Origin of the sequence: Streptomyces populi, from assembly GCF_002911015.1 — a bacterium.
Taxonomy (GTDB): domain Bacteria; phylum Actinomycetota; class Actinomycetes; order Streptomycetales; family Streptomycetaceae; genus Streptomyces; species Streptomyces populi.
Genome location: NZ_KZ626911.1, coordinates 13275 through 25621, shown reverse-complemented (window position 1 = coordinate 25621; position 12347 = coordinate 13275). Strand labels below are relative to the sequence as shown.

The window sequence follows — 12347 nt, the reverse complement described above, 5'->3', positions numbered from 1 at the left end:
CGTGAAAGCTACCCCACCGTGCGAGCGGACGGGAGGGGGGTCGAACCGCCGGGGGGTGGGGCGTCCGCACAGGTCAACCACGTAAATGCCCGCACAAGGGGAAGGGTCGGACAGAATTTCCTACGGTTCCGTAGGTTTCGAGTCCTTAATCTCCACGGAATCGCTACGACCCGGCGAGGGGATCCCGGCGTCACGGAGAGCCGATTCGGAATTTTTCGTTCCGGGCGACCCGGCCACCGGAGCCGGGTGACCGGCCGCCGGTTTCCTCCGGCCTGATCGGCCGGACGGCCCTAGCTCCGCCGCCCCCGGTGCAGACGGTCCCCGCCCGCGAGGATCGCCGTCGCGAGCGCGTCCGCGGCGCCCTGCGCGGACGGCCGCCGACGGCCGTGCACCAGCACGAAGTCGACCTCGCCGAGCTCCGGGAGCCCCGCCCGTTCCGGCACCCGGACCAGGCCGGGCGGCACGAGTCCCCGCGAGTGGGCCATCACGCCGAGACCCGCGCGGGCCGCCGCGATCAGGCCGTTGAGGCTGCCGCTGGTGCACGCGATGCGCCACGGGCGGCCCTGGCGCTCCAGCGCTTCGAGGGCGAGCGCGCGGGTGATGCCCGGGGGCGGGTAGACGATCAGCGGGACCGGGCGGTCCGGGTCGAGCCGCAGCCGCTGGGCGCCGATCCACACGAGGCGGTCGTGCCAGACGAGCTCGCCGCGCGGGTCCTCGGGCCGCCGCTTCGCCAGCACCAGATCGAGATGCCCGGCGGCGAGCTGCTCGTGGAGGGTGCCGGACAGCTCGACCGTCAGCTCCAGGTCCACCTCGGGGTGGTCGGTGCGGAACCCCTCCAGGATCTCCGGCAGCCGGGTCAGCACGAAGTCCTCGGACGCGCCGAAGCGCAGCCGGCCCCGCAGCCGCGTCCCGGTGAAGAACGCCGCCGCCTGCTCCTGGACCTCCAGGATCCGCCGCGCGAACCCGAGCATCGCCTCGCCGTCCTCGGTGAGCTCGACGGAGTGGGTGTCGCGGGAGAAGAACTGCCGTCCGGCGGTGTCCTCCAGCCGGCGCACGTGCTGGCTGACCGTGGACTGACGCACCCCCAGCCGCCGGGCGGCCTGCGTGAAGCTCAGCGTCTGGGCCACCGCCAGGAACGTCCGCAGCTGGGAAGGGTCGTACACGCGCCCAGGTTATCGCGATACGTGATGACAGTCAGAGCGGTATGACGGATTCCCGATCGCGGTCCGGGAGAGGACGATGGAGAGGGCACGACCCGCCGACGAGGACCAGACGCACCGAACCGAGCAACCGAGCAGTGGAGCACCGTGAAACGCCTGCAGTGGCCGAGCTGGATGCCGGTCGACCCCTACATCCTGCTGCTGCTCGGGACGGTGGGCCTCGCCGCGCTGTTCCCCGCGAGCGGTACGGCGGCGGACGTCGTCTCGGGGGCGTCCACGGCGGCCATCGCCTTCCTCTTCTTCCTGTACGGCGCACGCCTGTCCACCCGTGAGGCGCTGGACGGCCTCAAGCACTGGCGGCTGCACGGTACGGTCCTGATCTGCACCTTCGTGGCGTTCCCCCTGCTCGGCCTCGCCGCCCGCGGCCTGGAGCCGGCGTTCCTGACGCACGACCTCTACACCGGCCTGCTCTTCCTCACGCTCGTCCCCTCGACCATCCAGTCGTCGATCGCCTTCACCTCGATCGCCCGCGGCAACGTCCCCGCCGCCATCTGCGCGGGCTCCTTCTCCTCGCTCGCGGGCATCGTCGTCACCCCGCTGCTCGCCGCGCTCCTCCTCGGTGACGGCGGCGGCGGTTTCTCCACGGACTCGCTCGTCAAGATCGTGCTGCAACTGCTGGTGCCGTTCCTGGCCGGACAACTGCTGCGCCCCTGGATCGGCGCCTTCATCACCCGCCACAAGAAGGTCCTCGGCCTCGTCGACCGCGGTTCGATCCTGCTCGTCGTCTACACCGCGTTCAGCGAGGGCATGGTGCAGGGCATCTGGAGCCAGGTCAGCGCCGTCCGGCTGGCGGGGCTCCTCGTCGTCGAGGCGCTGCTGCTCGGCGTGATGCTCGCCCTGACCTGGTACGGCGCGAAGGCCCTGCGCTTCGGCCGGGAGGACCGGATCGCCATCCAGTTCGCCGGGTCCAAGAAGTCGCTCGCCTCGGGCCTGCCCATGGCCGGAGTCCTGTTCGGCGCGCACGCCTCCCTCGCCGTGCTCCCGCTGATGCTCTTCCACCAGATGCAGCTCATGGTGTGCGCGGTGATCGCCAGACGCCGGGCCCGTGATCCCGAGGCGACCGGCGGTCCCGGCCCGGACGGCTCGTCCGGGACCGGGGACGCGACGGGCCGTGAAGGCGGATCCGGCGGAACGGGCCGGGCCGGCGGGCCCGTCCGCTCCACCCGGTCCCGGGTCTCCCCGGTCGCCACGACGGTTCGCTAGGACCCGTCCGGCCGTTCGCGTCGCCGGGCGGACGGGGCTTTCGGAACACGCCCTAGTGGCCCCCGCTCACCCGGTCCAGCGGGAGCCACAGGACGGTGTCCCGGGTCACCTTGCGCGAAGGCGGCGCCGCCAGCTCCTCGTCGCTCAACGCGCGGTCGTGGACCCGCACCTCGTCGATCGCTCCGGTGAAGTACGCCCGGCTGTCCATCCGCTGGCCGATGTGCACGCCGAACGGCGAGTTCCGGCTCACCGATCCGGGCACGTCCGCCGTGCTGACGGTCGCCCCGTCGAGGAACAGCGTGAGCTGTCCGCCGCCCCGGCGCAGCGCCAGATGGTGCCACCGGCCGTCGTTGAAGGCGCCCGTGGTGCGCACGAACGCCGTGGCCGGGGGCGACGCGCCGTTCCTGGTGGTGATGAGACCGGTGATCCGGTCGGACGCCGGCTCCCCGCGCAGCCACACCTGCGGCTGGCTCGTGCCGATCCCGCCCATCCACAGCAGCGGCTGCTCACCGCTGGTGGCCGTGTAGCGGAACCACAGGGACGCCGTGAAGTCCTTCGTCCCCAGCGGCAGCCGGTTCTGGTACGGCAGCCGTACGGCGTCGTCGGTGCCGTCGAACTCCAGCGCGCCGCCGAGGACCCCGGGGGTCTCGCCCGGGCCGCCGAGGACCGCCGCCCGCCGGGTGAGCGGGGCGAGGTCGGCCGTCGTCGGGTCGGGGCCCCGCCGCGCCCGGAGCCAGTCCTCGGTGAAGCGGGCGAAGCGGATCTCGTCGCGCGCGTCGACCGCGCCGCCCTCGTACATCAGGCCCACGGTGTCGCCGTCGACGCGCACCAGGTCGGAGTAGCCGGACCAGTCGGTGGTGACGACCGTGCCCCGGTCCACGCTGTCCCAGGTGCGTCCGCCGTCGTAGGAGGAGCGGATCGCCATGGTCCGGCGGCGGTCGGGGTCGGCGGGGCAGGAGAGCAGGATCCGGTCGCCGACGCGCAGGGTCGAGCCCTGGACCTGGGGCGCGTAGAGGTCCGGGACGTCACGGAAGGGGGAGAGGAAGCTGTCGCCGCCGTCCCCGCTGACCGCCTGGGTGCGGTGACCGAGGTCGGTGCCGTCCTGCTCGCGTCCGCTGACCAGGATCGACCCGTCGGTGCGCTCGGTGAGCGTCATCTCGGACGGCTTCTGCCGGAAGGTGCCGTCGGCCGCGATCGGCCAGGAGTCCGTGGCCCCGATGTCCCAGTGGTCGCCGCCGTCGTCGCTGGTGATGAGGGCGGCGTTGTTGGCGGTGACCCGGCTGCCGTCCCAGGTCTCGGTGTTGACGGCGAAGACGAGCCGTCCCGCGTGCCGGCCGCGGGTGAGCTGGATGCCGTGCACCGGACCGGTGGCGTACCAGGAGTTCCAGTTCGCGGGCAGGATCTCGTCGCTCAGGTCACGCGGCCGCGACCAGGAGAGGCCGTCGTCGTCGCTGTACTGGAGGTGCGGGGTGCGGTCGCAGGGCACCGAGCAGCCCGCGCTGTCGGTGCGGCCCGTGTTGTAGGTCTCCGCCAGTACGATCCGGCCGGTCTCGCGGTCCACGACCGGGGTGGGGTTGCCGTGGGTGTCCCCGTTCCCCTCGTTGACGACCTGGAGCGGGCTCCAGGTGCGCCCGCCGTCGGTGGAGCGCTTCACCACGATGTCGATGTCGGCCGCGTCACCGCAGTTGAGGACGCGTCCCTCGGCGAAGGCCAGCAGTGTCCCCTCCGTCGTCCGGACGACGGAGGGGATGCGGAAGCAGGCGTAGCCCGGATCCTGGGAAGCCTTGAACAGCACCTGCTGCTCGAACTCACCGCCCGCGACGGCCGGTTCGGCCCGCGCCGTGCCCGGGAGCGCGACCAGCGCGGCGATGCTCAGGGCCGCCGTCAGGGCGGCTTCGAGGCGGGTGCGGGGTCCGGGCCGTGTGCCCGGGGCGGGTCCCGGCCGGGTGCGGGAACCGGGTCCCGGCCGGGCGGGAGGGACGGCTCGCGGACGCGCGCGCGAGCCGTGTCCGGGGAGGGCGGCGAAGAGGGATCTCAGACGGGCGCAAAGGCGTGACGGCATGGTGCGACCTGCCCTTCGTACGGCGGCTGGGCAATCCGGATTCTCTGGACATCCCACGTCCAACGTTCGCGCCGCAGAGGTTACTTGGGCCTTCGCGCACCCCACAAGGAGCATGCGGTGGTCGTGTTCACGCCAGAATTTGCACGTCAGTGCGCCCGCTCGGCGAAGAGTGTCCCGGGGCTCGCCGGTCCGGATCTCCGGTACGGACGGTTGACGCGGGATAACGTTCCGTCATGACCGCACCCGAAGCCGAACCCCGTCCCGTCCTCGACCCGGCGCGCACCGCCCTCGTGCTCGTCGACCTGATGGAGCGCATCGTGGCGTTGCCGCTGGAGCCGTACAAGGGGACCGAAGTCCTCGCCGTGGCGGAGGAGTTGGCGGCGTCCTTCCGGAAGGCGGGCGCGCTCGTCGTGCTCGTCCGGGTCGAGCGGCCGGGAGTCGCGGAGCAGCCGCCCGGCAGCGGACTGGCGGCCGGACTCCTCGCGGAGGGGGACCTGGAGGTCGTGAAGCGGACGACCGGAGGCTTCCAGGGCACCGGCCTCGACGAGCGGCTGCGCGAACACGGGGTCTCCACCCTGGTGTTCGGGGGGATCGCCACCAACCTCGGGGTCGAGTCGACCGCGCGCGCCGCCGACGACCTCGGCTACCGACTCGTCTTCGTGGAGGACGCGATGGCCGCGTTCACCTCCGCCGAGCACGACGCCTCGGTCCGCCTGGACTTCCCGCGCCTCGGCACGGTCGTGACCGCCGGCGAGGTGCGCTTCCCGGAGCGGTGAACCCCCGGCGCGGGCGGAGTCCGTCGCGCACGGAGCGGCGGCCCGGGGCCGAGGCGGGGCCCCTCCGGCGCAGGGGGCGCTCCCCGCCGTCCGGGGCCCCCGCCGCCGTGCCGCGGGGAGCCGGTGTCAGCCCTGGGCGGCCGTGGCCCGCAGGGTGACGCGGTGCTCGCCCGCGTACACGTTCATGTTGGAGCCGCGCAGGAAGCCGACCAGGGTCAGGCCGGTCTCCGCCGCCAGATCGACGGCCAGGGACGACGGGGCGGAGACCGCCGCCAGCACCGGGATGCCCGCCATCACCGCCTTCTGGGCCAGCTCGAAGGACGCCCGGCCGGAGACCAGCAGAACCGTCCGGGAGAGCGGGAGCGTCCCCTCCTGCAGGGCCCGGCCGACCAGCTTGTCGACCGCGTTGTGCCGGCCCACGTCCTCGCGTATGTCGAGCAGTTCACCCTCCTCGGTGAACAGCGCCGCCGCGTGCAGGCCCCCGGTCCGGTCGAAGACCCGCTGGGCCGCGCGCAGCCGGTCGGGGAGGCTCGCGAGCAGACCGGGTTCCAGCCGCACCGGGGGAGCGGTGCCGCCCTGCGTGTCGTCGATGCTCCAGCGGGCCGTCGTGCGGACCGCGTCCAGACTGGCCTTGCCGCACAGGCCGCACGACGACGTCGTGTACACGTTGCGTTCGAGCGTGATGTCGGGGACGACGACCCCGGGCGCCGTCCGCACATCGACGACGTTGTACGAGTTGGAGCCGTCCACCGTGGCGCCCGCGCAGTACACGATGTTCTGCAGCTCGTCGGCCCGGCCCAGCACCCCTTCGCTCACCAGGAAGCCCGCGGCCAGCGCGAAGTCGTCCCCCGGGGTGCGCATGGTGATCGCCAGCGGCTTGCCGTCGAGCCGGATCTCCAGCGGCTCCTCGGCGACGAGCGTGTCCGGGCGGGTGCTCACGGCCCCGTCCCGGATGCGGATCACCTTGCGTCGTTCCGTGACTCGTCCCATGTCCTGATCAGTCCCGCTTCCGTACGTGCGGCCGGCCGGATCGGCCCTTCAACCGGCGGTTGCCGTTCGGGTCACCCGGAGTGTGGCGCGGGGATGACCTTCACGTCCTCATTGTCCTGCACCCGCGGAGCGGGCCGCGTGACGCCCCGGCGGACGGCGGGCCCGCCCCGCGGTCATGCCGCCGTCCGCAGCGCGAGCAGGTCCGAGATGGCGTACACGGTGCGCAGCGTCGGCACCGGAACTCCGGTGATCTCCGCCAGTTCCACGACGGCCGCGAGCAGCACGTCGAGCTCCAGCGGTTTGCCGCGCTCCAGGTCCTGGAGCGTGGAGGTGCGGTGGTCGCCGACCCGCTCGGCACCCGCGAGGCGCCGTTCGATGGACACCCCCACCTCGCAGCCGAGGGCCCGGGCGACGGCCAGCGTCTCGGTCATCATGATCTCGATGACCTCGCGCGTTCCGCCGTGCAGGCACATCTGCCGCATCGTGGCGCGGGCCAGCGCGCTGATCGGGTTGAAGGAGATGTTGCCGAGCAGCTTGAGCCAGATGTCATTGCGCAGCTCCGGTTCGACGGGGCATTTCAGCCCGCCTTCCCGCACGGCGTCGCTGAACACCCGGCAGCGCGCCGAGACGGACCGGTCCGGCTCCCCGACGGAGAACCGGGTGCCCTCGAGGTGACGGACGACGCCCGGTCCCTCCAGTTCGGTCGCGGCGTACACGACGCAGCCGATCGCCCGCTCCGGCGCCAGCACCGCGCTGACCGCGCCGCCCGGGTCCACGCTCTCCACCCGGTGGCCGTCGTAGGGTCCGCCGTGCCGGTGGAAGTACCACCAGGGGATGCCGTTCTGGGCGGCGACCACCGCCGTGGTGGCGCCCAGCAGGGGCTCGATCAGCGGCCCGCACGCCGCGTACGAGTTGGCCTTCAGGCCGAGGAAGACGTAGTCGACCGGACCGATGTCGGCCGGGTCGTCGGTGGCGTGGGCCCGCGCGGTGAAGTCCCCGCGCGGGCTGATGACGCGGACGCCGTGCCGCCTCATGGCCGCCAGGTGCGGTCCACGGGCGACGAGGTGCACGTCGGCGCCCGCGCGGTGCAGGGCGGCGCCGACGTAGGCGCCGATCGCACCGGCGCCGAGAACTGCGACTCTCACTGTGTGGCGCTCCGTTCGGTCGAGGGTACCGAGGAACTGCCGAACTCTGTCGACGAAATATTGTCTACAGGATGGAATAGGGGTCGACAAGGGGGTGGGCGGGACCGGTCGGGCGACCGTTCGTCGCGCCAGGGACACCGTTCACCGCATACGGTCGACAAGTCGTGTCACGGCGCTTCACAGCCGGACGGCCGCTTCCTATCGTCCCGGATCATGAGCCCTCCCGTCGCACCGCCCGGTTGGAGCCGCTGGCTCGTCCCGCCCGCCGCCCTGTCGGTCCACCTCTCCATCGGCCAGGCCTACGCCTGGAGCGTCTTCAAGCCTCCGCTCGAATCCGCGCTCGGCCTCAGCGGAACCCAGAGCGCGCTGCCCTTCCAGCTCGCCATCGTGATGCTCGGCCTGTCGGCCGCGTTCGGCGGCACCCTCGTCGAGCGCAACGGTCCGCGCTGGGCCATGACCGTCGCCCTCGTCTGCTTCTCCTCCGGCTTCCTCGTCTCCGCGCTCGGCGCGGCCACCGAGCAGTACTGGCTGATCGTCCTCGGCTACGGCTTCGTCGGCGGCACGGGCCTCGGCATCGGCTACATCTCACCCGTCTCCACGCTGATCAAGTGGTTCCCGGACCGGCCCGGAATGGCCACCGGCATCGCGATCATGGGCTTCGGCGGCGGCGCCCTGATCGCCTCGCCCTGGTCCGCCCAGATGCTGAAGTCGTTCGGCTCCGACTCCTCCGGCATCGCGCTCGCCTTCCTCGTGCACGGGCTGTCGTACGCCGTGTTCATGACGCTCGGCGTGCTGCTGGTGCGCGTGCCGCGCGGCGAGAGGCCGGCCGCGTCCGGCCCGAGCGCGCTCGACGGCGTCCAGGTCTCCGCCCGCAGCGCCGTCCGCACCCCGCAGTTCTGGTGCCTCTGGATCGTCCTGTGCATGAACGTCACCGCGGGCATCGGCATCCTGGAGAAGGCCGCGCCGATGATCACGGACTTCTTCGCGGACGGCTCCACCCCGGTCACCGCCTCCGCGGCCGCCGGATTCGTCGCCCTGCTCTCCGCCGCCAACATGGCGGGCCGCATCGGCTGGTCCTCGACCTCCGACCTGATCGGGCGCAAGAACATCTACCGGGTCTACCTCGGGGTCGGCGCCCTGATGTACGCGCTCATCGCCTGGCTCGGGGACTCCTCGAAACCGCTGTTCGTCCTGAGCGCGCTGGTGATCCTCTCCTTCTACGGCGGAGGCTTCGCCACGGTCCCGGCCTACCTGAAGGACCTGTTCGGCACCTACCAGGTCGGTGCCATCCACGGCCGGCTGCTCACCGCCTGGTCCACCGCCGGCGTCCTCGGACCGCTGATCGTGAACCGGATCGCCGACCACCAGGAGGCAGCGGGCAGACACGGCTCGTCCCTGTACGGACTGTCGTTCCTGATCATGATCGGGCTGCTCGCCGTCGGCTTCGTCGCCAACGAGTTCGTACGCCCCGTGCACGCCCGCCACCACGTCCCCGCGCCGAGGGAGGCCGCCGATGTCGCACGACAGCAGCCCGAGTCCGCCTGACCGGCGGGTCCTGATCGTCCTCGCCTGGCTGTGGGTGGGCGCGCCCCTGTGCTACGGCCTCTACGAGCTCGTGCAGAAGGCCGCTCAGCTGTTTTCGGGCTAGGTGTTCGGACGTCCCAAGGTCTGACAGAAGCCGACAAGCCTGGCGCCGCAATCCTGTGGCATCACCTGCCGTCGTACTGGTGAGTCACTGATCAGACTGGTGGATCCCGCTACCCGAGGCACGAGGGGGACCACCCATGAACGGCTCACGGATCGCCGCCGTCGGCCATTACCAGCCCGCCAAGGTACTCACCAACGAGGACCTGGCGGGCATGGTCGACACCAGTGACGAATGGATCCGGAGCCGCGTGGGCATCCGGACCCGCCATGTCGCCGGGCCCGACGAACCGGTCGACGAGCTGGCCGCGCACGCCGCCGCCAAGGCGCTCGCCTCGGCCGGTCTGACACCCGGCGACATCGACCTCGTCCTCGTCGCCACCTCCACGGCCGTCGACCGCTCCCCGAACATGGCCGCCCGCGTCGCCGCCCGCCTCGGCATCCCCTCGCCGGCCGCGATGGACGTCAACGTCGTCTGCGCCGGGTTCACCCACGCCCTCGCCACCGCCGACCACGCCGTGCGCGCCGGCGCGGCGACCCGGGCGCTCGTCATCGGCGCCGACAAGATGACCGAGGTGACGGACTGGACCGACCGCACCACGTGCGTCCTCGTCGGGGACGGCGCGGGGGCCGCCGTGGTCGAGGCCTGCCCCGCGGACGAGGAGCCGGGCATCGGGCCCGTGCTGTGGGGCTCGGTACCGGAGATGGGGCACGCGGTGCGCATCGAGGGCACCCCCTCGCGGTTCGCGCAGGAGGGCCAGAGCGTCTATCGCTGGGCCACCACACAGCTCCCGCCGATCGCCCGGAAGGCCTGCGAGCGTGCCGGCCTCGCGCCCGAGGACCTCGCCGGAGTCGTCCTGCACCAGGCCAACCTGCGCATCATCGAGCCGCTCGCCCTGAAGATCGGCGCGGTGAACGCCGTCGTCGCGCGCGATGTCGTCGACTCCGGCAACACCTCCGCCGCCAGCATCCCGCTCGCCTTCTCCAAGCTCGTCGAGCGCGGGGAGGTCTCCGCCGGCGATCCCGTCCTGCTGTTCGGCTTCGGCGGCAACCTCTCCTACGCCGGACAGGTCGTCCGCTGCCCGTGAGGCGCCCCGGGCCGCCCGCCCGCCGTCCGTGGAGCGGCCGAGCCGCCCGTCGGCCTCCGCCTCCCCGGGTGTGACAAGGCCGACTCCCGTGTCTGCCCGGCGTTCGTGCGCCGTAGACTGTAGGCGAAAGACAATTGATGACCGACTTTCCTATCGCGGCGACGACGCCGCCCAGGAGGGACCGTGACGTTGTCGACAGGACTGCCTCAGGGAGCGGTACCGAGGCTCGAGCGGCCCGGCCCGCTCCGTGACCGCGTCTACGAGGCACTGCTCGAACTCATCACCACCCGCGCACTGAAGCCGGGCCAGCACCTCGTGGAGAGCGAACTCGCCGGTCATCTCGGAGTGTCACGGCAGCCCGTGCGGGAGGCCCTCCAGCGGCTGAGCACCGAGGGCTGGGTCGATCTGCGGCCCGCCCAGGGCGCGTTCGTGCACGAGCCGACCGAGGAGGAGGCCGACCAGCTCCTCACGGTCCGTACGCTCCTGGAGGCCGAAGCGGCCCGGCTCGCCGCCGCCAACGCGGGCGCAGCCGCCATCGGCGCGCTCGAGGACCTGTGCGCCGAGGGCGAGCGGGCGGTCGCCGCCGACGACGTCGACGCCGCGGTCGCGACGAACGCGCGGCTGCACGCCAAGGTCATGGAACTCGCCGGGAACACGGTCCTCGCCGAGCTCGCCGCACAGGTCGACCGCCGGGTCCGCTGGTACTACACGCCGGTGGCCCGGCAACGCGGCCGCCAGTCCTGGACAGAACACCGCGAGCTGATCGCCGCGATAGCGGAGCGCGACGAACAGCGGGCCACCGACGTCATGCGGGCCCACACCGAACACACGCGGCAGATGTACCACGACCGCGAGAAGTAGTCACCCGGTGGACGCCGCCTCGGTCCGGGGGACGGGGTGGGCGGGTGACCAGCGGGCCTCCACGCCGAGCATCACCACCAACACCGCGACCAGCGCGAGCAGTTCGGCGACCGCCGAGAGCCGGACGCCGAGCAGCGCGGTGGCCGCCGCGACGGGCACGGCGACCGCGCGGAACGTCACCGGCCCCAGCCGCAGCACCGAGCGGAACGCCACGTCCCCGGCGAGGAACAGCGCGACCCCGCCCGCGAGCGCCAGCGCCGGACCGGTCCCCGACTGCTCGGTGAGGTGGCCGAGCGTCTTCTTCACCCCGGCCGCGCAGTAGGCGATGCCGAGGAGCATGGGCAGGAAGGCGTAGTAGTACGCGTTCATGGCCAGGCGCCAGCGACGGTCCGGCGGCGTCGCCGTGAACGCGGCCTCCGCGGCGTGCTCGTCGCGTACGAAGTACGTCCACCACAGGGCCCCGGCCAGCGCGAGCGCGAGGAAGGCGCCGGCGAACAGATCCGCGGTGAGCGGCCGGTCCCCGATCCCGATGCCGATCGCGATGACGGACTCGCCGAACGCGACGATGAGCAGCAGCCCGTGCCGCTCGACGAAGTGGGCCGGGTCGAGCGCGCCCAACTGCGTGCGCAGCGCCGCGGCGTCACGCCCGCCCCGCCGCCTGGCCCCGTGCTCGGCGAAGAACGGCGTCACGAACTGCAGGACCAGCGCCAGCAGCCACAGCCCGTCGGCACGGAGGCCGTCGAACAGCCCCGCCGCCGTGACGGCCAGCGCGGCCAGCGAGTTCGGCACCGCGTACCAGATGACGTCACGGCCGTGGCCGCGGGTGTAGAGCGCGCTGTGCACGAGGACGACGGCGAGGAAGCCCAGACCGAAGACCACGCCTCCGTCGTCGAAGGCGCGCGGGATGGCCAGGGCGCACACCAGGAACGCGCCCATGCCCAGCAGCAACAGGATCCGCCGTGAAGGCCGGTCGGGCGGAACCTGGTTGGTGAGGTACGCGTACGCGCCGTACATCCAGAACAGCACCACGAAGATCAGCGCTACGCGGGCCGCCGTCGCGAACGACAGGTCGGAGGTGAGCAGCACGGTGAGCTGCGTGAGGGTGAACACGAAGACGAGGTCGAAGAAGAGCTCCAGGGTACTGACCCGCCGCCCGGCCCCGTCCTCCGCCGGGAGCCCCGCCCCGTCCGCACGCGGGGTCACGGATCCGTCGCCCGGCGGGTGTGCCATCCCGCCCGGTGCCGCCCGGTCCACGCCTCCGTCCGGCGCCGGATCCGGCCCCCCGCGCGCCGACGGCAGCACCGGCACGTCCACCGACGTGTACCCCGCCTCGTCCCCGGCCCCGCTCATACGTCCCC

General features: G+C 72.5%; 11 protein-coding genes. 6 read left to right on the top strand and 5 right to left on the bottom strand.

The annotated features are described in order from the left end of the window. Nucleotides 1-290 precede the first annotated feature (290 nt). Nucleotides 291-1163: a LysR substrate-binding domain-containing protein gene (locus CW362_RS29140; protein ID WP_103552591.1), complete on the bottom strand. Its 873-nt coding sequence runs from the start codon at nt 1161-1163 to the stop codon at nt 291-293. Between the two features lie 171 nt (nt 1164-1334). On the opposite strand from CW362_RS29140, the gene CW362_RS29135 reads away from it, so the two are divergent. Further along, nucleotides 1335-2423: a bile acid:sodium symporter family protein gene (locus CW362_RS29135; protein ID WP_240658095.1), complete on the top strand. Its 1089-nt coding sequence runs from the start codon at nt 1335-1337 to the stop codon at nt 2421-2423. A gap of 52 nt (nt 2424-2475) precedes the next feature. Here the strand turns inward: CW362_RS29135 and CW362_RS29130 are convergent, their stop codons facing one another. After that, nucleotides 2476-4485: a sialidase family protein gene (locus CW362_RS29130; protein ID WP_206301083.1), complete on the bottom strand. Its 2010-nt coding sequence runs from the start codon at nt 4483-4485 to the stop codon at nt 2476-2478. Nucleotides 4486-4718: 233 nt separating this feature from the next. Here CW362_RS29130 and CW362_RS29125 point away from each other — a divergent pair, with 233 nt between their 5' ends. Continuing rightward, nucleotides 4719-5261, top strand: coding sequence for an isochorismatase family protein (locus CW362_RS29125; protein ID WP_103552590.1), 543 nt, complete (start codon nt 4719-4721; stop codon nt 5259-5261). A gap of 126 nt (nt 5262-5387) precedes the next feature. Here CW362_RS29125 and fdhD read toward each other — a convergent pair whose 3' ends face one another. Both fdhD and CW362_RS29115 read right to left on the bottom strand, forming a co-directional pair. Continuing rightward, the gene (gene fdhD, locus CW362_RS29120) at nt 5388-6251 is read right to left on the bottom strand and encodes a formate dehydrogenase accessory sulfurtransferase FdhD (protein WP_103552589.1); all 864 of its coding nucleotides are present in this window, start codon (nt 6249-6251) and stop codon (nt 5388-5390) included. Nucleotides 6252-6424: 173 nt separating this feature from the next. Beyond that, on the bottom strand, nt 6425-7396 hold the full coding sequence (locus tag CW362_RS29115) for a 2-dehydropantoate 2-reductase (protein WP_103552588.1): 972 nt from the start codon (nt 7394-7396) through the stop codon (nt 6425-6427). A 213-nt stretch (nt 7397-7609) separates the two neighbouring features. Here CW362_RS29115 and CW362_RS29110 point away from each other — a divergent pair, with 213 nt between their 5' ends. The 4 genes from CW362_RS29110 (at nt 7610) to CW362_RS29100 (ending at nt 10989) form a co-directional block, all read left to right on the top strand. Continuing rightward, nucleotides 7610-8941, top strand: coding sequence for an OFA family MFS transporter (locus CW362_RS29110; RefSeq protein ID WP_103552587.1), 1332 nt, complete (start codon nt 7610-7612; stop codon nt 8939-8941). Beyond that, the gene (locus tag CW362_RS45360; RefSeq protein WP_276313705.1) at nt 8910-9044 is read left to right on the top strand and encodes an MFS transporter small subunit; all 135 of its coding nucleotides are present in this window, start codon (nt 8910-8912) and stop codon (nt 9042-9044) included. The genes CW362_RS29110 and CW362_RS45360 overlap by 32 nt, the downstream gene beginning before the upstream one ends. A gap of 136 nt (nt 9045-9180) precedes the next feature. After that, nucleotides 9181-10128, top strand: a complete 948-nt coding sequence (locus CW362_RS29105; protein WP_103552586.1) for a beta-ketoacyl-ACP synthase III — start codon at nt 9181-9183, stop codon at nt 10126-10128. A gap of 183 nt (nt 10129-10311) precedes the next feature. After that, entirely contained in the window at nt 10312-10989 is a 678-nt protein-coding gene (locus CW362_RS29100) for a GntR family transcriptional regulator (RefSeq protein ID WP_103552585.1), read from the top strand. Here the strand turns inward: CW362_RS29100 and CW362_RS29095 are convergent, their stop codons facing one another. Next, on the bottom strand, nt 10990-12339 hold the full coding sequence (locus CW362_RS29095) for a low temperature requirement protein A (RefSeq protein WP_240658092.1): 1350 nt from the start codon (nt 12337-12339) through the stop codon (nt 10990-10992). Nucleotides 12340-12347: the final 8 nt, after the last annotated feature.